General features: G+C 38.7%; 22 protein-coding genes and 3 pseudogenes. 17 read left to right on the top strand and 8 right to left on the bottom strand.

From position 1 onward, the window contains the following. Positions 1-591: 591 nt before the first annotated feature. Positions 592-819 carry a DUF2949 domain-containing protein gene (locus AAZO_RS00475; RefSeq protein WP_013189774.1) on the top strand — a complete coding sequence of 76 codons (228 nt, stop codon included), beginning with the start codon at positions 592-594 and terminating at the stop codon, positions 817-819. 441 nt (positions 820-1,260) lie between these two features. Here AAZO_RS00475 and AAZO_RS00470 read toward each other — a convergent pair whose 3' ends face one another. Both AAZO_RS00470 and AAZO_RS00465 read right to left on the bottom strand, forming a co-directional pair. After that, positions 1,261-2,409 (bottom strand): pyridoxal-phosphate-dependent aminotransferase family protein, encoded by a 1,149-nt coding sequence (locus AAZO_RS00470; protein WP_013189772.1) that lies wholly within the window; start codon positions 2,407-2,409, stop codon positions 1,261-1,263. Between the two features lie 324 nt (positions 2,410-2,733). Then, positions 2,734-2,970 (bottom strand): DUF5340 domain-containing protein, encoded by a 237-nt coding sequence (locus AAZO_RS00465; protein ID WP_013189771.1) that lies wholly within the window; start codon positions 2,968-2,970, stop codon positions 2,734-2,736. Positions 2,971-3,067: 97 nt separating this feature from the next. Between AAZO_RS00465 and AAZO_RS40750 the strand changes: the two genes are divergently transcribed. Continuing rightward, a complete protein-coding gene (locus AAZO_RS40750; RefSeq protein ID WP_266887431.1) occupies positions 3,068-3,202 on the top strand; it encodes a hypothetical protein in 135 nt (44 codons plus the stop codon). On the opposite strand, the gene trpC is transcribed toward AAZO_RS40750, so the two are convergent. Together trpC and lpdA are read right to left on the bottom strand one after the other, a co-directional pair. Then, complete coding sequence (gene trpC / locus AAZO_RS00460; RefSeq protein WP_013189769.1) at positions 3,183-4,067, bottom strand: indole-3-glycerol phosphate synthase TrpC; 885 nt, start codon at positions 4,065-4,067, stop codon at positions 3,183-3,185. The genes AAZO_RS40750 and trpC overlap by 20 nt on opposite strands. A 161-nt stretch (positions 4,068-4,228) precedes the next feature. Continuing rightward, positions 4,229-5,659, bottom strand: a complete 1,431-nt coding sequence (lpdA, locus tag AAZO_RS00455) for a dihydrolipoyl dehydrogenase (protein ID WP_013189768.1) — start codon at positions 5,657-5,659, stop codon at positions 4,229-4,231. A 289-nt stretch (positions 5,660-5,948) separates the two neighbouring features. Here lpdA and AAZO_RS36200 point away from each other — a divergent pair, with 289 nt between their 5' ends. The 9 genes and pseudogenes from AAZO_RS36200 (at position 5,949) to AAZO_RS00430 (ending at position 9,716) form a co-directional block, all read left to right on the top strand. Then, positions 5,949-6,146, top strand: a complete 198-nt coding sequence (locus AAZO_RS36200) for an SWIM zinc finger family protein (RefSeq protein WP_041638936.1) — start codon at positions 5,949-5,951, stop codon at positions 6,144-6,146. A gap of 53 nt (positions 6,147-6,199) precedes the next feature. Beyond that, positions 6,200-6,325, top strand: a complete 126-nt coding sequence (locus tag AAZO_RS36195; protein WP_266887424.1) for a hypothetical protein — start codon at positions 6,200-6,202, stop codon at positions 6,323-6,325. 164 nt (positions 6,326-6,489) lie between these two features. Further along, a complete protein-coding gene (locus AAZO_RS36190; protein WP_228371420.1) occupies positions 6,490-6,912 on the top strand; it encodes a hypothetical protein in 423 nt (140 codons plus the stop codon). A 394-nt stretch (positions 6,913-7,306) separates the two neighbouring features. Continuing rightward, complete coding sequence (locus AAZO_RS36185; RefSeq protein WP_228371419.1) at positions 7,307-7,522, top strand: hypothetical protein; 216 nt, start codon at positions 7,307-7,309, stop codon at positions 7,520-7,522. 3 nt (positions 7,523-7,525) lie between these two features. Then, positions 7,526-7,705, top strand: coding sequence for a hypothetical protein (locus AAZO_RS36180; protein ID WP_228371418.1), 180 nt, complete (start codon positions 7,526-7,528; stop codon positions 7,703-7,705). Positions 7,706-7,714: 9 nt separating this feature from the next. Further along, a pseudogene (locus AAZO_RS36175) lies at positions 7,715-7,860 on the top strand (type II toxin-antitoxin system RelE/ParE family toxin); the annotation flags it as partial. A gap of 46 nt (positions 7,861-7,906) precedes the next feature. Continuing rightward, on the top strand, positions 7,907-8,251 hold the full coding sequence (locus tag AAZO_RS00440; protein ID WP_013189767.1) for a helix-turn-helix domain-containing protein: 345 nt from the start codon (positions 7,907-7,909) through the stop codon (positions 8,249-8,251). A gap of 132 nt (positions 8,252-8,383) precedes the next feature. Continuing rightward, a complete protein-coding gene (psbP, locus tag AAZO_RS00435; RefSeq protein WP_013189766.1) occupies positions 8,384-8,929 on the top strand; it encodes a photosystem II reaction center PsbP in 546 nt (181 codons plus the stop codon). 193 nt (positions 8,930-9,122) lie between these two features. Then, on the top strand, positions 9,123-9,716 hold the full coding sequence (locus AAZO_RS00430) for a Maf family protein (protein ID WP_013189765.1): 594 nt from the start codon (positions 9,123-9,125) through the stop codon (positions 9,714-9,716). A 109-nt stretch (positions 9,717-9,825) separates the two neighbouring features. Here AAZO_RS00430 and AAZO_RS25555 read toward each other — a convergent pair whose 3' ends face one another. After that, positions 9,826-10,062, bottom strand: coding sequence for a DUF4351 domain-containing protein (locus tag AAZO_RS25555; protein ID WP_013189764.1), 237 nt, complete (start codon positions 10,060-10,062; stop codon positions 9,826-9,828). 184 nt (positions 10,063-10,246) lie between these two features. Here AAZO_RS25555 and AAZO_RS00420 point away from each other — a divergent pair, with 184 nt between their 5' ends. From AAZO_RS00420 to AAZO_RS00405, 4 genes are all read left to right on the top strand, one after another. Continuing rightward, positions 10,247-10,984, top strand: a complete 738-nt coding sequence (locus tag AAZO_RS00420) for a phycocyanobilin:ferredoxin oxidoreductase (protein WP_013189763.1) — start codon at positions 10,247-10,249, stop codon at positions 10,982-10,984. Positions 10,985-11,905: 921 nt separating this feature from the next. Further along, entirely contained in the window at positions 11,906-13,345 is a 1,440-nt protein-coding gene (locus AAZO_RS00415) for an HlyD family efflux transporter periplasmic adaptor subunit (protein WP_013189762.1), read from the top strand. Between the two features lie 37 nt (positions 13,346-13,382). Next, complete coding sequence (gene devC, locus AAZO_RS00410; protein ID WP_013189761.1) at positions 13,383-14,537, top strand: ABC transporter permease DevC; 1,155 nt, start codon at positions 13,383-13,385, stop codon at positions 14,535-14,537. Positions 14,538-14,669: 132 nt separating this feature from the next. Further along, entirely contained in the window at positions 14,670-15,398 is a 729-nt protein-coding gene (locus AAZO_RS00405; RefSeq protein WP_013189760.1) for a DevA family ABC transporter ATP-binding protein, read from the top strand. Here AAZO_RS00405 and AAZO_RS00400 read toward each other — a convergent pair. After that, the gene (locus AAZO_RS00400; protein WP_013189759.1) at positions 15,395-16,213 is read right to left on the bottom strand and encodes a hypothetical protein; all 819 of its coding nucleotides are present in this window, start codon (positions 16,211-16,213) and stop codon (positions 15,395-15,397) included. The genes AAZO_RS00405 and AAZO_RS00400 overlap by 4 nt on opposite strands. 91 nt (positions 16,214-16,304) lie before the next feature. Here AAZO_RS00400 and AAZO_RS00395 point away from each other — a divergent pair. Continuing rightward, a pseudogene (locus AAZO_RS00395) lies at positions 16,305-17,114 on the top strand (HAD hydrolase family protein). Positions 17,115-17,138: 24 nt separating this feature from the next. Here the strand turns inward: AAZO_RS00395 and AAZO_RS00390 are convergent. After that, positions 17,139-17,834: a M15 family metallopeptidase gene (locus AAZO_RS00390; protein WP_013189758.1), complete on the bottom strand. Its 696-nt coding sequence runs from the start codon at positions 17,832-17,834 to the stop codon at positions 17,139-17,141. A gap of 576 nt (positions 17,835-18,410) precedes the next feature. Then, positions 18,411-18,893, bottom strand: a complete 483-nt coding sequence (locus AAZO_RS00385; protein WP_228371417.1) for a retropepsin-like aspartic protease family protein — start codon at positions 18,891-18,893, stop codon at positions 18,411-18,413. 467 nt (positions 18,894-19,360) lie between these two features. On the opposite strand from AAZO_RS00385, the pseudogene AAZO_RS00380 reads away from it, so the two are divergent. Next, positions 19,361-21,010 (top strand): annotated as a pseudogene (locus AAZO_RS00380) (IS1634 family transposase). The last annotated feature ends 71 nt before the right edge of the window (positions 21,011-21,081 follow it).

Below are 21,081 nucleotides of genomic sequence, written 5' to 3'. Positions count from 1 at the left end.
TACTTCGCTGCACTACGTTACCCATTGCTTATGCCACCCTGGGGTATCAGTATGACATAATTCCAAGTGTCACCCATTTGTAGTATATTGATGTATTGATGTGAAGAGTCTATCAAGTTTTGATGAAGATTAGTGGTTATAAAACTATTGCTTAAAGTAGCAATAATAATAGTTAAGAGCTACTACTCAACAGTAGCACTAATCACATTCAACTTTTTCTATTCCTCAGTTATAGTCCTGGCTTCAAATTTTAGCTAGAAAAATCCTCCTTTTGACATAAGTGTTAATAGTCATCAATAGAGGAATATAGGCTATGGAATCTTTGTTACTCCAAATATAATTACATCCAGTACAAAAAAGTCAACAAGATGAAATTAATTTAACAAAAAGTCTGAAACAGTTAATGCTGCTTAAGATGGGGGCAAACAAGCAGGACAGAATTTGCTTTTCTGCACACAAGTTAGGCTTTAATGAACATAAATTTACTCTCAGAGGAATAATAAATTAGCTGTGCTAAGGTATCAATTCAGTCACAGCACAGTGACAAATAAAATACTGGCTTTAGATCATTGAGAAAAGAGGTCAAGATATATGATAATACACTCTACTCAAGGACGTGAGATACAAATGGCACCATCGAGATATTCTCGTTTAATTAATTTTCTCCAAGAAGATTTAGCGATTTCCGCGGCTTCTCTGGCTGTAGCACTGCGTCACCGAGAGCAAGATCCTGGTTCTTTAACCATGATCCTGTGGCAGTATGGCTTGATTACTCTAGAACAGTTAGAAAAAATTTATGATTGGCTAGAGACGGCATAGGTTAGCAATGTATATTGAAAAAATCCATTGCTGATAGCTATGATTGCAGCTAACTGTAGACAAATAAAATGTGAAACGGTTGAGCTATTTGAGGAGTATTTGAGGTATGTCAAATCAACTCTGCCCTGTGCAAAGTTTGATAGAGAGAACGATTAACTCAGACAGTTTTTACTCATTGATATCCAAATTAAAAGAGCGGGTTGAACAAACAACTCGCTCTTTTGGTTTTAGTGGTCAGTTGTCAATTGTCAGTTGTAAATCTCTTTACTGTCACCCTTCGGGTGATGCCTCCGGCACGCTACGCAAACATCAGTTGCACCCTGGGGGAAGGCGAAGCGCCTACATGGGCGAAACCACGCCACTTCACTTGCTTTATGTCGGGAAACCCGTCCACCGCAGTTGCTCCCCAAGATCGCGCTGACTCACCTGTCACCTATTCTCTTATCCGAAAACCTTTGCCGCTGCGCCTATAGCAGTACCAGGGGTAAAGTTTTCATAGCCCAGTTCTGAAAGTACGACTTCCAATGATGCTATACAGCTAAGAATATCGCGATCGCTCACAAATCCTAAGTGACCAATACGGAAAATTTTATTGCTCAAATGGTCTTGACCACCAGCTAAAGCAATATCGAACCGCTTTTTCATCAACGACCGAATTTTATCTGCTTCCATTCCCGGTACTGATACAGCGGTAATAGCTGGACTAGCACATTCATCTGCCGCAAACAATAGTAAGTTTAAAGCTTTCATTGCTGCCCGGGTAGCATTCTTTTGACGTTCATGACGAGCAAAAATTGACTCCAAACCCTCTTTCTTCATCATCCCCAAGGTGGTGTGTAATGCCACAATCAAATTAACTGGGGGAGTAAAAGGAGTTGTATTTTTAGCAGTCGATTTGCGATATTTACCTAAATCTAAATAATATTTTGGCAACTTAGCAGTTTTATAAGCTTCCCAACCTTTAGGACTCACAGACACAAATCCTAAACCGGGTGGTATCATGTAGCCTTTTTGGGAACCAGAAGCGACTATATCCAAACCTAAAGCATCAACTGCAACATTGTATGCACCCAAGCTGGTGACAGCATCAACAATAATTAAGGCTTCACCATGTGCTTTTACATGGCTGTTGATAGCTACCAAATCATTAATTACACCTGTTGAAGTTTCGCTGTGAGTAATAATTACAGCTTTAATTTCCTTGTTTGTGTCAGCTTGCAACTTTTCGGCAAACTTAGCTGGGTCTAAAGGTTGTCCCCATTCTGCGGTGACAGTTTCCACATTCAAACCAAACGCTTGACCAACTTCTACCCAGCGTTCACCGAATTTACCATTAGAACCGACTAAAATGTGATCGTCTGGAGAAAGAAAATTAATTATTCCCGCTTCTACTGCACCAGTACCGCTAACATTCAGCATTAGCACATCACTTTCAGTTTGGTGCAGCCATTTGAGGTTTTCTGTCACCTCCGCCATCATATTGCTGAATTCAGCAGTACGGTGTCCAATTGGGTGCTTGGCCAATGCCAATAAGGCAGCTTCTGGAACTGGGGTTGGTCCAGGAATCATCAACATTAGCTTATTGTCCATTATCTCTATCCTAAAAATCCAATAAGAATCAAAATTGTGTGAAGATGATTAAATCCGATGGCAAATTTTAGATATTCATTTACCAATTTCGTCATCAGATTATAGTACCTGAGAGAGCGACATCTACTGTAGGTATCAATCAGAAATCAAAAGGAAAAGGTTCAAGGATAAGGGAAAAAGGGAAAGCCCATACTTAAAAGCAGGGGTTTTGCTCAGGACACCGTCAATTCAAGTTACCCATCAATTAATCTGTCCTCGACTTGATAGGGAAGGTAGTTTTTCATACAGTTTCCCCTTTAACCCTTCCCCCTTACCCTTCGTCAGTCATGACTTTCCCCCCAGATGATTAAGTGACCAACGGTGGTCAACTTCTACGGAGGAAGCCTGACAACTTTCCTCTAATCGCTTTTGTTGTGCCGCAGCTTTTCGCAGGGTAATAATTAGCTGACTGACTTGTTGCCGTAACTCTTGGTTGTTATTTATAGCACTCATCGTCTGCTTTTCTAACAGTTGAAGTATAAGTTCGTAGTGAATAGGTGCAGGTAGAGGAATTTGCTCCATGAACTTAATTGAAAATTGCCAATGTGAGATTTTAGGTTAAAAAGAGTTTATATCTTATCAATTAAATTGATACATAGGAAACAAAGTTTGGGGATTGGTGATTGGTAATTGGGCATGGGGCATTGGGCATTGGGCATTGGGCATTGGGCATTGGGCATTAGGAAAATTACTTCCCCATCTTCCCCATCTTCCCCAGTCCCCATTCCCCAGTCCTATTTACCAAAAAGATTAGTAATTGCCAGTTTTGGATCTGGTTGTTTGACCAATGACTCACCAATGAGTACGGCTGATGCGCCGGCTGTTTCCACTACACTTAAATCCTCTGGGGTATGAATTCCTGATTCACTAACTACCAAAATATTTCTGGCCTGTAATTGACTGCCTTTATCTTTTAGTAACTGACAAGTAGTTTGCAAATCAACAGAAAAATCTTCTAGGTTCCGATTATTGATACCAACTAAGGTAACACCATCTAAGGATAAAACTCTGTCAAGTTGTTCTAAACTATGAACTTCTATCAAAGCTGCCATTTTTAGATTATTGGCAATTTTGACAAAATATTGTAAATCTTGAGCGCTGAGAATTCCCGCAATTAATAAAATCGCATCTGCGCCATTAATTCGCGCTAAATAAATTTGATAAGGATAAATGATAAATTCCTTACATAATACTGGCAAATCTACCGCAGCATGAACTAAACATAAGTTCTCAAAACTACCTTGAAAAAACTTCCTATCTGTGAGTACAGAAAGACAACTAGCACCACCTTCTTGATAAGATTGTGCGATCGCTACTGGGTCAAAATCTGCGCGTAAAATTCCCTTGCTAGGAGAGGCTTTTTTCACTTCAGCAATTAGTGCGGGTTTGGTTTTACCTTGACGGAGTGCGGCAACAAAATCACGGGTAGGAGGTGCGGAAAGCACCTTTTTCTGCAATTCTCGCAAAGGCAGCTTTTCCCGCATTTGCTCAATTTCTATCTCTTTTTGCCAAACAATTTCTTCCAAAATATTATTTGGCGCTGCATCTTGTAAAACTGCTTGGTAGCGGATAACAGAGACATCAATAGTGGGACTAGGTGAACGACGACGGATTTTCATTGTGGGGACTGGGGACTGAGGATTGGGGAAGATGGGGACTGAAGATTGGGGAAGCAGGGGACTGAGGATTGGGGAAGCAGGGGAAGAATATTTATCTTTTGCCTTTTGCCTTTTGCCTTTTGCCTTTTGCCTTTTGCCTTCCTTCTGCCTCCTGCCTTCAATTAACTTGCGATAGCTCGTTTGTAAGCTTCATCCAGAACTTCGGATAGTGTAGGATGGGCGTGAACTAAATAAGCCAGGTCTTTTACAGACTGACGTTGTGCAACTGCTGCGGATGCTTCGTGAATTAAATCAGAAGCGTGTAAACCGAAAATATGCACACCCAAGACTTCACCTGTATCTTTACGGTAAATCACCTTGGCGATGCCATCAGCTTCATTTTCTGCTAAAGCTTTAGAATTACCTTTGAAGTAACTCTTACTAATACCAATTTCAAATCCTTCAGCTAAACCCATTTCTTGGGCTGCTGTTTCAGTTAAACCCACATAACTAACTTCTGGATGGGTAAAGGCTGCTGCGGGAATGCTGCGATAGTCTGCTTTTTTGTCTTTACCAAGGATATTTTCTACAGCTATGATACCTTGTGCCGAAGCTGCGTGTGCCAACATCATTTTCCCGTTAGCATCACCAATAGCCCAGAGATGGGGAACAACTTCACCGGCTGAAAGTACTGCCATACAATCGTTAACAGGAATAAATTTCCGTCCATCAAGTTCCACACCGACAGAATCTAAACCAAGATTTTGGGTAGCCGGGATGCGGCCTGTAGCTACTAAGCAAGCATCAACTTCCAATACTTCTAAATAGTCTTTAGTTTGGAAATCGGCTAACTCAATCACAACTGGAGAACCAGGAATAATCCTTTTGGCGTAAATCCCGACTTTGGTTTCAATATCACGGGGAGTAATTAAAACCCGTTCTGCTAGTTTAGCAATGTCGCGGTCAAATCCTGGCATTAACAGGTCTAGGGCTTCAATCATTGTGATTTCACAGCCCAAAGCGGTGTAAATATCAGAAAATTCCAAACCAATGTAACCGCTACCAATAATTGCTATCCACTTGGGTAGAGATTCTAATTTTACCCCTTGGTCACTGGTAAAGACTGTTTTGCCGTCTATTTCAATTCCGGGAGGAACGAAGGGAACAGAACCGGGGGAAAGAATGATGTTTTGAGCCGTGATGCTTCTTTCACCCTTATCTGTGGTGACAGAGACTTTTTGTGTTTCAGCTAATTTTCCCCAACCCCGGATGATATCGACTCCCAAGCGTTTGAGGCTGTTGGTTAAGTCTCCTTGAATTTTAGAAACAAGATTATTGGCATGATTAGCGATCGCTTGCCGATCAAATTCTACATTACCAATCTGAATTCCCAAAGATTTGAGGTGGTGGGCATTGCGTAACTCCCGCACCCTTCCTGAAGCTGCTAAAAGCGCCTTGGAGGGAATACAGCCCCGGTTGACACAGGTTCCCCCCATGTGTGCTGCTTCAATAATCGCTGTTTTCAGACCATAGTTGACAGCATGTAGGGCTGCGCCATGTCCACCTACACCTGCGCCGATAATCACTAAATCGTAATCGAATCCAGAACTCACGTTAGTCTCCCCGTTTTTTTAGTCTACTTATTTTTAACTTGATATGCCCCTTTTAAAACATTTCACCCAATGCGTTAGTGTTGAGAATGAGGATGACTGTAGTGTTCAGAAAAAAATTATAGTTATATGTTGATCATGGGTTTTTCTTGACATTTTGTAATTTTAGCGGATTTTCGTGTAACTTTGAGTTTCATTACAACTCATGATTGACATACCGACAGTCAAGGTAATATTTATCCAGCCCTAAAATTTCCACAGGGGTAGGGGTAGCCGATTAAAGTACGGTCCCATGTCTATTTCCCTATTCAGTGAATTTACGATTCGCCGTCATGCCAACGCCAAATCTTTCCAGAAAGGAGAGGCATATTATGACGTGGGTGCTGTCATTTCTCTAACCCAACGTGGGAAAAAAACCTTTCAGGCTGAAGTTGAAGGCACTGAAGCTAAAATCTACCACGTCAATATTAGTTTAAACGTGATTGGTTAAAGTTTTGGCGGTGTAGCTGTCCTTACCACTTAGAAGGATGGTGTAAACATATCGTGGCGACGATGCTTATTTGTATGGGTCAGCCTGAAATTACTGAACATTGTCCCAGCTTGGAAGAACTACTCAATCGCCTAGATGATATCCGAACCCAAAAGCTGCTGGGAGCGTTGGTAGCATAACATCCGCACATACTAGAAGCCATTGATCAACAAGTCAGTTGGATGACAAATGCCATATCTGTGGGAAAACCTACCAAATCAGAGATTACCATTGATATAGTTCCCTATTGCCAGTAAGTAGGTCAAATTCTCCGGTATAGTATGTAGGATTTGGAATGCTGAAGTTGGTAAACATTGCGGTAGATTATTGCGAACGTGGGGAAGGACATAATGGGATCACAATTTTGGAAGCCATTACCGCTACCTGTGTGGAAAAATGCGATGAAGTAGCCGAATACGGCCCAGAAAATGATGAAATTGTTCAGGAATTAAATTATCCTTGGACTCAAGCAATTCTTTCCACTGAACTTAATCCAGAAGAGAAAGTAGACATCCAAGTAAATTTAGAAACATCGCAAGATGAATGGAATGCTGATTTTCCCATGAGTTTAGAAGCCTTATATCACGATTGGTATCAACCAAGATTAATACAAGTTATGATGGGAAACATTACTCCCAGAGGAGTTTGGACAGAAGAAGTCCCAGAATTTGCAGATGATTTAGCATTGATTCGTCTTACAATATTAGAAAGACAACAACGTCATTAAGAATATTTGTATTTAGCAGAAAAGAATATTTTTATTTAGCAGAAGCAGAAGGGAAAAGTCAACATTATCTAGCCATGTTAGGGCCTTTAGGCACAGTTGAAGAAGCAATGCAAGCAGCCCAGACCCAGATAAAAAGAATGGAACAGGCTTTTAGTTTAGCGAAAACTTTAGCATAAGAGGGGAAATTAAACCAGGCTTTATAAATTGCTAAGACAGGATTGAATTTACCAGGAGATTGTCAATTTTAACTAGGAATCTAGAAAAGTAGTTTAGCAGATGAATTGGTAAATAATCAAGCCAAATTATTAGTAAATAAAGCTATTTTACAAATTTAATAATTGCAGATTACCAAGAAATCAAAACCTTGGTTGGTGAAGGTTAGGAAAATGAGAAATTGGATTTATTAAAAATAATCCGCACCTATAGAGGTTGGGGTTCAGAATCAGCCAAAGTATATATATTTTTAGATGAAGGATTAATAGATGATGCAATCAAGATTGTCAGTGAACTGGATGGTTATCATAACGATTTAATTCACAGAGTCATGACCGCTGCTGTTCCCTATAAACCTAACTGGGTAATTGCTAATTCGCGTCGTCGTGCTGATTGAATTATGGATGCCAGCAAGGGAAAATATTATAGTGACGCAGTTGATTGGCTAAAACAAGCACGCGCAGCTTATTTAGCATCTGGGAGAAAAGCCGATTCGGTAAAATATTGGGAAAAGCTAACGCTAGTTCATGGACGTAAGCGTAAATTGATGGAATCCTTAAAAGAAGGGGGTTTGGGGTGAAGAGTAAATATTCGTTTTTATGCAGATGATGGTGTATGGCGATTAGCATTTGCTTTTGACCCAAAGAAGAAGCAATATTACTTGTAGCTGGTAACAAAGCAGGGACAAGTGAAAAAAGATTTTACAAACGACTGATTGCAAAAGCAGATAAGTGATTTGACTCCCATCTTCAGGAATTAAAAGACAAAGGAGAATGAAGATATGGCCACAAAACTGAGTGATGTAATGGTACAACTCCCACCAGCATGTCGAGCAAAAATTGAACCTCACGCTCAAGAGCTTATTGTTGAAAACATGAGGCCTCAAGATATCAGAAAAGCCGGAAAATTAACTCAAGAATCTATGGCAGAACTATTAGGAACTCCCCAAGATAGTGTTTCTAGGCTGGAAAAACGTGCTCACCTCCTTCTTTCTACATTGCGTAGTTACCTAAAAGCTATGGGAGGAGAGCTAAAACTTGTAGCAGAATTTCCTGATAGACCAGCTGTGATTATTTCTTCACTGGGAGAATTAGAAGAGCAACCTTCAGAACTAGAAGTAAAATAAACCTTCTCTCATTCTCCGTACCTCTGCGCTTCTGCGTGAAATTTACCCCGAAAGCGTACCTATTAATGGGAGAATAAAAACTTGCAATCATCCTTGTCATATATTGCTTCCAGCCCAAAGGACTTTTGTCAAATGTGGAAACGAATTGCGTTAATCTTGGTCTTGGTGTTCAGTATCAGCCTGAGTAACCCTAGTGTAGCTAATGCTTATGGACTTAAAAGCTTTATAGATAGTGCTGATGGTTATCAGTTTTTATATCCTAATGGTTGGTTGCAAGTTAAAGTTGCCAACGGTCCCGATGTGGTATTTCACGATTTAATTGAGGTATCAGAAAATGTCTCTGTGGTGATTAGTCCTGTTCCTGACGGTAGGACTTTGACAGAACTAGGGACACCGACAGAAGTAGGATATAATTTAGGTAAATCTGCTCTTGCTCCTGTAGATTCTGGGCGTTCAGCTGAATTAATCAATGTTGGTCAAAAAGAAGTCGATGGTAAAACTTACTACGTTCTAGAGTATGAGATCACTCTCGCCAATCAGCAAAAACGTCACAATGTATCTAGTGTAGCTGTGAGTCGTGGTAAGCTTTTTACTTTTAATGCTTCAATACCAGAAAAGCGTTGGAACAAACTTCAACGCACAATTTATGAACTTGTAAATTCTTTTACGGTGTATTAATCAGGTGATTGGAGAATGGGTAATGGGGACTGGGAGTAGAGTCGTTCTGGTGAGCAATTACAAATTACCTATATTCTTGACCAAAAACAATCAGGATACAAGCCCCCGGATTTATTCGTGGGGTCTTCAATTTTGAATTTTGTTGGCGTAGCCTGCTGTAAGCACTATTTTGAATTCCCCGAAGGGGTTGACTATGACCATTCCTCAATTTATACTTGCTTCTGCTTCTCCTGCCCGTCGTCGCTTGTTGCAAACTGTGGGTATTGAACCGATAATTTGCCCTAGTGATTTTGATGAGTCGCAAATACAACTGACTGAACCAGGAGAATTGGTAAAAACGCTGGCTCAGCGTAAAGCAGAAACTGTGGTTTCACAATTTCCATCGGCTTTGGTTATGGGTTGTGATTCGGTTTTAGCTATTGATGGTGAGATTTATGGTAAACCTGGAGATGCAGACGAAGCGCTCGCCCGGTGGAAGTTAATGCAAGGTAATTTTGGTGACTTGTACACTGGTCATGTGTTGATTGACACCTCACAAAGTTATGCTATTGTCAAGTGCCAAGTTACTAGGGTTTATTTTGGGACGATGAGCGAGCGCGCAATTCAAGCTTATGTAGCCACAGATGAACCTCTTAAATGTGCTGGAGCTTTTGCTTTAGAAGGGTTTGGTAGTTTATTTGTTGAAAAAATCGAAGGTTGTCACAGTAATGTAATTGGCTTGAGTTTACCCCTACTACGGCAGATGTTAGCTGAATTGGGGTATGAGGTAGTTGATTTTTGGCAATAGTGATTATTGTTCGTTTTGAGAAAAGATTACTTTTTCAATGACAATGCTCACTCAACCAACTAATTAAGTCACCTTCAGTTTGAAAATCTAATAAAGCTTAGCCTGGATCTTATAACTGTGTAAGAGATAAATCTTGAATTTGATTTTGAATTTCAATACCTATTTTTCCCAAACGACGCTGAAGTAGACGCATAATTAATTTAACTTCAGAACCTCTTCCCTGTTCCAAACCTTCTCGAATGATTTTTTGATACACGACAGATTCTTGCATAATATTAAGTAACCATTGAACAATGGCTTGAGGATATTCTTCAATTAAGTATTTAAGGGTTCTGTCATAGCTCATATTTCATTGTTTTGTTGTTTTTTTTATTTTTGCGTAAATCTTGTTACATAAATTTTTTTCTATTGCCGATTCAGTTAACCGAAAATTATCAAACTAAAGTATAGTTGTGTGTTTATATTTCTCCATATAACAGAATGTACTTACTAATTGTAAACTAGACACTAAATTACATGGTTCAAATAATATGTCTTCCACTTTTACCCCCTCTCTCCGTGAAGAACAACATCCCCTGATTCGTCAACTAGCTGATTGTATAGAATCAGTTTGGCATCAACACCTAGATTTATCAACCTATCATTTACCAGCGGAATTGGGATATGTAGAAGGTAGACTAGAAGGGGAAAAACTGATTATAGAAAACCGCTGTTATCAAACACCACAGTTCCGCAAAATCCACTTGGAACTAGCGAGAGTGGGAAATATCTTAGATATTTTGCATTGCGTGATGTTTCCCTGTCCAGAATATGACATTCCCATGTTTGGTTGCGATTTAGTTGGAGGGAGAGGTCAAATTAGTGCTGCTATTGCTGACCTTTCTCCTGTAAACTTAGAACGTATTTTACCAGATGGTTATAATTCTGATCTGAGCAATTTAACCAAATTTGAATTCTCCCAACCCCGTGAATTACCAGAATGGGGAAAGATATTTTCTGATTTTTGTATCTTTGTTCGTCCTGTATCTGTTGAAGAAGAATCAATGTTTCTCCAGCGTGTAAAAGACTTTTTAGATATTCATTGTACTCAAGCGCTCGCATCTAGTCCTGTAGCATCAGAAAAAGTAGATCAGATTATCGCTGGGCAGAAAAATTATTGTACCAAACAGCAGCAAAATGATAAAACCCGTCGAGTTTTAGAAAGGGCTTTTGGTACAGATTGGGCAGAAAATTACATGACCACTGTATTATTTGACTTGCCACAATAATCATATCTCCATCTCCTCACATTTCCCATATCCTCATCTCTCTATCTGTAAGTTCCGTTACGTTTTCCTGCAACTGATGAATGTAGAATTCATTTAACCGAATTCTCATGGAGTCTAAAAACGTTAGTATTCACCAATCAGCGGTTAGCCGTCAGCAATAAAAGCCTGTGGTTGCACAGCTTTGCCATTAAATTTTTCACTTCATTTAACTGCAATACGCAGTAACAATCTAGTTAACAATCAAGTTAGGTAAACGGTGATGTTAAAAATGCTCTAATTAATCAACAATTTCTTGATGGTACAAGCCCCCGATTTTATCCGTGGGTTCAAGCTAAAATCCTGTTATAGGATGACAAATAGATATATTTCTATTCGTTTTTAACCGTGCCAATTTCAGATTTTAAATTGAGGATTTTAGATTTTTTGGCACATTTATCTACGTTCAATTATCGAATCAATAAACCGGGAACAGTTCAGAGAATGATAACTAATAACTGATATTGGTAATAGCATTGTTAGGACTTACGCAAGTGTCACGCTTAATGTCTCGTGTAGGGTCAGTCAGATGTCAAAAATCTGTTGATACTAACGAATTTATAGGTCTGACGCACCATACTAATATGCTAGTTACGTAAGTCCTGATTGTTTACTGCCGAGAATATCACTGCATTATTATATCTACCAAATTTATACCAATTCAAAACTGTTCAGTTAAGTTCTGGAACTGATAATTTGACTGTGCGAATTTTAGATTTTAGATTTTAGATTTGGGATTGAGCTTGTTTGGTAATCCTGCAAAGAAGCAAGCTACATAACCCTTCACTAAAGGAAATCTAAAATTTAAAATTGTTTGATTTTTTTTCAACTGAGGCTAATTTGCTTTTTTACTTCCATCAGCACAAATCAGATAGGTAATATACCATGTCAAGGGTGAGTGAGAAGCCAAAGTTAACAGGACAGACACTAGAAAAATCTAAAGTTTGGTTAAAAATTGCTGTAGCCGTGCCTGTAGTGATCGCAGCTGGATACCTAGCTACAGCCAAAATTGAACAATTAAAAAAACTAACTTCCTCCGTATCCATGACACCAACTCCTAGAAGCATCAGTGCTATAGGAAGATTAGAACCGCGAGGAGAAGTGATTAAAATTGCTGCCCCTAACTCAGGACTCTCAGCAGGTTCACGAGTGCAGCAACTCTTAGTCAGAGAAGGACAACGAGTGCAGCAAGGTCAAGTCATTGCTATTTTAGACAGCCGTGATAGTAACATGGCTGCAGTTGAAGAAGCAAAAGCCAAACTGCAAGAATCTCGTGCAAATTTAGGCCAAATAAGAGCTGCTTCCCCAAGAGATATTCAAGCTCAAGCAGCCATAATTGCGCGTTTGCAAGCACAGTTAAATGGGGAAAAAGAAGCTCAACAAGCGAGCATTTCCCGCATAGCAGCCGAGTTAAGTGGTGAAAAAGTTGCTCAACAAGCCGGTATCAAACGTCTAGAAGCTGAACTCAGAGGGCAAAAAGACGGTTTAAGAGCAACCATTTCCAAAGTACAAGCTGAACAGCGTGACGCTGAAGTTGATGCCGGACGCTATGAGTTTTTATACGGAGAAGGTGCTATTTCTCAGCAAGAAAGAGATAAAAGGCGTTTGCGTGCGGCTACAGCTAATCAGCAACTGCGTGAAACTCAAGCCAGTTTGAGAGAAGCACTGGGAACATTACAACAACAAATAGCACAAGCCAGAGCTACCCAAGTTCAAACGCTCGCCACCTTAGAACAGCAACTAATCGAAGCCACAGCTACCCGCGAGAAAACGGTAGCCACTTTGCAAAAGCAAATAGACGAAGAAAGAGCCAGATTGAGTAGACTGCTTGATGTTCGTCCCACTGATGTACAAATGGCACAAGCCCAAGTTACTAATGCAATGGCAGTGATCAGAAAAGCCCAAGCAGAACTGCAATTAAGTTACGTCAAAGCACCAACCCCCGGTGAAATTTTAAAAGTTCACACCAAATCAGGGGAAGTCATGAGTACAAATGGCATTGCTGAAATTGGACAAACTGATCAGATGTTTGTAGTTGCAGAAATTCCTGAAGATAGTATTGGTAAAATCCGTGTTGGTCAACGGGCGACTATCACCAGTGATAACGGCGCATTTAACGACCAATTAAAAGGAACTATAACCGAAATTGGCAGAAAAATTGGCAAAAAAGATGTGTTAAATAACGATCCAGCCGCAGATATTGATGCCAGAGTAGTCGAAGTAAAAATTGCTCTCCCCTCAAATTATAGTCAGCGAGTTTCCGGTTTAACAAATGCCAAAGTTATGGTAGAAATTAATACCGATGAACTTCCTCATAAACAGTAGTCAGTCAAAGAAGTGATACTGCAATATCTCATAGCAAATGACTCAGAAAATACCTTTATCTTGGCTACAACTAACCAGGGAAAAAACTCGCCTAGCTGTGGCTTTGTCAGGTATTGCTTTCGCTGATATTTTGATGTTTATGCAGCTTGGTTTCCGAGATGCACTATATTACAGCAACGTCAGAATGCACGGCAGTTTAAAGGGTGACATTGTTCTAATTAACACTCAATCTAATGCCGTGTTAGCAATGAAACCTTTTTCCCAACGGCGATTATATAAAGCCTTAGATTTACCAGCAGTAGAGTCAGTATATCCCATATATTTGGACTACACAAGCTGGAAAAATCCCATAACAGGTCGCCCCCGCAGCATCCTCACTTTTGGTATCAATCCTGAACTTAATGTCTTTGATTTACCTGGTGTTGAGGAAAATTTAGATAAACTTAAACTACCTGATGTAGTATTATTTGACCGTTCTTCCAGACTTGAATATGGTCCAATCGCCGCTGATTTTGATCAAGGAAAAAATGTAACAGCAGAAGTTAGACGACGAAAAATAAAAGTCACAGGATTATTTACTTTAGGTGCATCCTTTGGTGCAGATGGAAACCTAATTACCAGCGATGTCAACTTTTTGCGGTTATTTACTACCCGACAAAGAGGATTAATTGATATTGGCTTAATTAAATTAAAACCAGGAGCAGATCCCAACCAAGTCGCCGCCTATTTGCGAACTTATTTACCTACAGATGTCAATATTTTAACCAAACGAGAATTTATTGACTATGAAAGAAATTACTGGGCAAGTAGTACCGCTATTGGCTTTATTTTCACATTAGGAACAATTATGGGTTTTATTGTCGGAACTGTAATTGTTTATCAGATTTTGTATACAGAAGTAACAGAGCATTTGTCTGAATATGCTACCCTCAAAGCCATAGGTTATACACAAAACTATTTATTAACTGTCATTCTTCAAGAAGCATTCATGTTAGCAGTTTTAGGATATCTACCTGGATTTGCTTGCGCTTTGTTTATGTACCATGTGGCTAGAGATGCTACACTTCTACCAGTTTTTATGAGTCATGAACGCGCCATCATGGTGCTAATATTAACAATTTTTATGTGTTTTATATCTGGAATAATCGCTATGAGAAAATTACGTTCCGCCGATCCAGCAGATATTTTTTAAAGGTAAGAATTCAGGAGTCAGGAGTCAGGAGTCAGAAGTCAGGAGTTCAGGAGAAGAAAATATTGCCCCATCACCCCCATCACCCCCATCTATCTACCCCATCTCCCTACACCTTTACACCCATACACCCTTATGATCAACACACAACCTGTAATCGCCATTCAAAATATTAACCATTACTACGGCAGAGGTGCGCTTAGAAAACAAATTCTATTTGATATTAATCTAGAAATATATGCCGGAGAAATTGTGATTATGACTGGTCCATCTGGTTCAGGTAAAACTACATTACTGAGCTTAATAGGTGGGTTGCGGTCTGTACAGGAAGGAAGTTTAAAATTTTTAGGTACAGAACTTTCAGGCTCCAGTCAAAGTAAACTAGTGCAAAGCAGACGTAATATAGGTTATATTTTTCAAGCTCACAATTTACTAGGATTCTTAACTGCTAGGCAAAATGTGCAAATGGCAGTCGAATTAAATAATACTATTTCTCAATCAGAAGCTATTAAGAAGTCAGAAGCAATGTTGGGATCAGTTGGCTTGGCAGAACGAATAAACTACTATCCAGACAATCTATCTGGTGGGCAAAAACAAAGAATAGCCATCGCCCGCGCCCTAGTCAATCATCCTCCATTAGTCCTAGCAGATGAACCCACCGCCGCATTAGATAAACAATCAGGACGTGATGTGGTAGAAATCATGCAGCGTCTGGCCAAAGAACAAGGAACTGCTATTTTATTAGTCACCCATGATAACCGCATCTTAGATATAGCCGATCGCATCGTCGAGATGGAAGACGGTTTATTAACTCGTGATGCCCAAAATGTAGTTAGTAGTCCCAAGGTAGCAGAAGGAGTTTAAGAGCCTTGTGCCTTGTTTTTTTGAATTGGTGGATTCGGGGGTATAGTAGCATTCGGTTGGCGAGTAGTACGGAAGGTTACATTTACACCTTCATTGGATTGTTCCAGCACTAACAGAGGAGTCGGTTTAGCCTTTTGATCCCAGTGCATATAAACAATCCGACCTTGAATTGTCGGCTGCCATGAATCGTCATCTTCTCTAGGACTAAGGTAAGTTTCTATACAGTCTATGATTTGACTAATAGTAGCAGAAGTAGCTTGGGTAGGTAATTTCATCAAGCGAATTTGAACCCGAAACAGTACTCGCTTAACAATATTGGGTGAAACACCAGTTTCATACTCAACATCAAAAATTTCATCCAGCTGTCTACCAGCGTTACTAGCAATCCCAACTTGTCCCTGTTGAGATTGTCCTGGACGCAGCGCCAGAGAAATTTTATCTTTAATCTTGAGTTTAATTTGATTAACAACCCCAAAATGAAATACCTCCTCTGACATCCGCATTCGCAGATAATCGAGGTTAAAGTCCCGTGAGTGAACTAAATCAGGGTTAGTTTCCATTTTGCGAATGGTTTCCAGCGCTAACTTCAATTTTTTTTCTAATTCTCTAGTCCGAAATTTTTCAAACTTAACTTTTTTATCATAGTTACGCACTAAAATTTTGCCATACAAAATCCCTGCAATTAGGGCTAAAAGTAGTCCTCCACTGCTAAACATTAATAAATATGTGATTGGAGATTCACTAGCTGGCACTGTTTTGATCGTCTTTTGAGTCCTCGAAGTTGAAGACTGGGCCAGAAACAAGATATTAAGCATGATTAGCAAACTGAAAAATATTACTCTTATATGATTAGGATGCCCAAATTTTGATTATCACATTACCCTATCGTTAGTGTTTTTTTACATCATGATTTCCCAATCCCCATTTTATATGTCTAGTCACATTAGTCATTCTCATGACTTGAGCAATATTCGTCTCGTAGCTACAGATATGGACGGGAATTTAACAACCTACGGAAAATTTACATCTTCACTATTGCAAGCTTTGGAGAATTTTGCCGCCTCTGGAGTACAGGTACTGATTGTAACTGGAAGATCAGCGGGTTGGGTGAATGAATGGGCTAAATAGTTGAATGCCGGTTGCAGGTGCCGTAGCAGAAAATGGTGGTTTGTCCTGTCCATCTACAAGATTAGAATCAGTAGCTTTAACACCCATTCCTAATTTAGCTAACCATCGTCAGCATTTAGGGACAATGTTTGAAAAATTACAATTGAAATCTCCTCAAATGACGGAATCTGCTGATAATTGTTTTGGTATCACTGACTGGACGTTTCATGTAGCAGCTTTGACAGAGAATGAACTGCAATATCTCAGTGTTCTTTGTCAACAACAGGGCTGGGGATTTACTTACAGCAATGTCCAATGTCATATTAAACCCCAAGGACAAGATAAGGCAGTGGGATTGTTACAAGTTTTACGCGAATATTCCCCAGAATATACAGCATCGGAAATTGTCACCAACTGTGACAATTTCCGATGATGAAAGTTTATTTGAACAACGTTATTTTCCAATTTCCTTTGGTGTAGCCAATGTTAGCAAATACTCCAGTCAAGTTGCAGCATCAACCAGCATACATAACGACTGCGGCTTCAGGAGAAGGATTTTCTGAGTTATCCAATTATATTTTGCAAAGCTTTTCTGCAAATAATTCGTAATTATTAATTAACTCCCATGCTCAATCATATCAATCTCCCATAACGTGCAGTGACGGGATAATCAGGATTGGACTGATTATATAACCAAGCCCACATTTGATCACCAGAAGAAAAATGCCACCACTCTCTAGGATTGCGTTTAAATCCTGCTTTTAGCATGATATCTCGTAACAATTGACGGTTAGCATGATAGTTTGGGTTACTTTGAGCATAATAATCTGGGTGGGATCGCACAGACATCTCATCAATTGCAGAACCCATATCTACAACTTCCCCATTATCATCCACCAGCGTAATATCCACCACAGCACCTGTACTATGGGGAGGAGGAGTATTCATATCCAAACTTGGTACAGCCCAAATTTCATATACCTGTTGCCAAACCTCTTCTCGTTGCTGGGGTGATAACTCTTCTGCACTCACTCCCCTCGCTCGCAACGCTTCCCCAAAGCTGTAATCCACCATAAACTGCTGTACACCTACAGGTCGATAACCATCAAAAATTTGAATATACCAACCAGGATGCAGCAACTGTAAATAATTTTGCGCCTCAATTAAATTCTTAACAACACTCTCACGCAGATAATAAGGTGAGTATTCCCCATAAGTAGCACCTAACTTTTCATAAGGATGGGGAGATTCCACAGCAAATAACTCCAGAGGAATCTTCACTAATGGTTCACCACATTCAATAATCGAGATTTGGTGATAAGGTTGCATTTATTTTAAATTTGGGATTTTAGATTTGTAAGAGTTGAGAAATCAAAATTAATAAAATCGTCAGATTAAGAATTTAACACATTAATAGACATCCGTCCAATAATTCCTTGCCCTCAGATTTATCTGTGGGGTGAATCCAAAATCCTGTTAGAGGATGACACAACTAAAATTATGCCCTTCCTACAAATTAATCATTAGACCTCTTGCAGAACTAATTTTATGTTATAAAAGGGGGTTTGTCTTGGTTTTAGCCAAAAGTTAGAGTTACAGGGTTATGTTTGAATTAGCGAGCCCAAAGAACACCAAAAATACATAAAACCTAAAACTATTTATCATACCACAGAAACGATTTTCCAAGAGGTCTATTCTGCACATAGAAGACTGATTTATTCTGAATAATATAAGTAGGTGGGTGTTAACAATTGTTGTTATGACAAGGCAAAAGGCAAAAGACAATAGGTTTTGGTCAATTTTACTTTTCGTTACATACTAGTCTTAGAGAAGTCGCTGTGGGTCTACGGTTTTTTTGTGCCTTCCTACTTATTGTCACTCAATCCTGACAATTTTAACTCTGTTTTAACGCTTATGAAATTCAATCTGTTTTTTGAGAATTCTTACATCATAATTCTGAAAAAAACCATGACCAAGTAAACCAATCTCAGCTTTAGGCGCAATAGAAATTTGGGCATTATTGACAACAACACTCCCACCAGAGACAGAAAGAATTGTTATAGTTTGGAATTCTACTACACTACCATCAGCAATAGTGAATCGACTTTTTCCCGCAGGCTTGATATTCGACTTTTTCGCGATTTCTTGAGTAATCAGGATACCACTTGCACCAGTATCAAAAACCATCTCAAAAACTTGACCACCATTAAACTTAACATATATAATCGGATTCTTTGCCTGACGACCCTTCATAGGGACGCGAAAAAAAGTATCCGTGGTTTGTATAACCTTGCATATTTCCCCCAAATTGATACTACCTGATGATGTCGTCATAAAACAAAGACCCGGATCATTAGCTTTTGCTACCGATAGCACTGTTAAAACCATTAACCCAGATAAAAACCTAATCCATCTGCTTTGAATAGGTTGCATTTTTTAGATAAGATTTAGGTAGTATAGATTATCTTATACTAGATTCATCTAAGATACTTAGATTTCATCGTGGTTAGATTTACACAAGGCACATAACACTAACTTTTATAAGAGTTGGGAACAAGTTAAAAGAAGTTAAAAGAATAGAACTTACACAACTGCCTATTAACCCACATTCGGCACTTCATTTTGTAGTAAATATACATAAAAATGTAGGAATAGTACAAATAACTACATAGTGAACACATACTTAAATTGTAAAACAATAGACAATACAATAAAAATTGCCAACAACTTGCAACTCATAAGTATTGAGAATAAATTCAGAATAAAAGATGAGAAGATGAATGTAAATAAGCCTGAATTAAATAAAATTACCCGAAAATATGAATTACTAAAAGGAAGAGGTTGAGAGTAATAACTTGGATCACTTGGGAATAATAGATGACATAAGAATTTTAGAAAAAATTAATAAGATATTCTTAATAGAGAGTAGAGAGAAAGTGAATACAGGAGAAACAGTCAAAGCAATCATTATGGACTAGGTTTTCTATGGAGACTATTATATTTATTTCCTCAATTCTTTGAGGAAAAAGCTATAGAACATTTATTAGGAGCGGGAACTGAAGGCGAAGATTTAAATGATGATAGAATAGGCACAGTAATGGATAAGCTATACAAATATTATGGATTAACTAAATTATTATTCCTAATAATTGCCCTAGAAGTAGTAGAAAAATATGGAGTAGCAATCAACCAAATATTCCCATTTAGGTTCAACCTCATTGCATTTGCATGGAGAGTATAATAATTGCCTGAATAATTGAGGACAAGAATTAGGAATGAACCGAGAAAATCCTATTAACATCACACAAGGATATTCTCGTGACCATAGTCCAGACTTAAAACAATGTATATTAGATTTACTAGTAAGTAGTGAGGGAGATATACCCGTATTTTTTAGAGGAGCATCAGGAAATGAATCAGATAAAGCAGTATTTGCTCAAATCTTCGTGGAGTATGACAAACAAATAGATTTTGAAAGTATAATGGTGGCTGATAGTGCATTATATAGCGACAGTAATTTAAAATTAATGTCGAACATGAAATCGATAATTCGAGTACCTTTATCCATTGAAAAAGCCAAAAACTTGGTCAAAGGATTTACCAGTACAGAACTGAAACCAAGTGAAATCAAAGGATATAGCTATCAAGAAGAAAAAGTATCTTATGGGGGAATAGAGCAAAGATAGCTATTAGTAGAAAGTACAGACAGAAAAAAAGCAGACCTAAAGAAATTAACCCAAAGCATTCAAGAGGAGTTTCTAAAAACCAGTAGACAAGTAGGTAGATTAGTCAAAGAAAAATTTCAACAGACATCCTTAGCGGAATTAAAGATTCAAGAACTGGCAGCACAATTAAAATATCATAAAATATCGGACTTAGAAATTACCGATAGGTTAAATAAATGACAAACAGTAGTTTATCAACTAAGAGGTAAACTAATAGAAAATCAGGAGTTAATCACCCAACATCATAACTCTTGTGGTCGATTTATTTTAGCAAGGCATATTTTAGAGACAAGGAGATTAGAAATCATAGGAATATTGAGAATATATAGAGAAGAGAAATCAACAGAAAGAGGATTTAGATTTATCAAGGACCCGTTATTTTTCGCCCATAGTCTTTTTGTGAAAAGTCCAGAAAGAGTAGAGACAATGATGATGTTAATGGCATTGGGTCTTTTGGTTTATAATCTGGGAGAAAGACAATTGAGAATCTCTTTAAAGACGCAAAAAGCGACAGTTAAAAACCAACTGAATAAACCTACAGAATCCCCTACTTTACATTGGATATTTCAGAGCCAGTGCCTTGGGCTGGTTCCCCGACTTGTTAGGGAAGCTCCTCGGAAAGAGGCAGCAACTGGCGTATGTTTCCAAGGGATTCATTTTCTGATTACAGAAGGAGTTCATAGGATTATGAACTTGACAGAGAAACTTTGTCGAATTTTCCAATTCTTACCTACAGCTTGTCAAAAGTATTATTTATTTTCTGAGTTCTCAAATCTCTAATTCACTATTGCATAGTCTTGTATTTTCATAAGTGATTGAAAAATTCAAATTCAACTTCAACATTGTTGTCT

The sequence above is a fragment of the 'Nostoc azollae' 0708 genome, from assembly GCF_000196515.1.
GTDB classification, from domain to species: Bacteria; Cyanobacteriota; Cyanobacteriia; order Cyanobacteriales; family Nostocaceae; genus Trichormus_B; species Trichormus_B azollae.
This window is presented reverse-complemented; position numbering and strand designations above follow the sequence as displayed.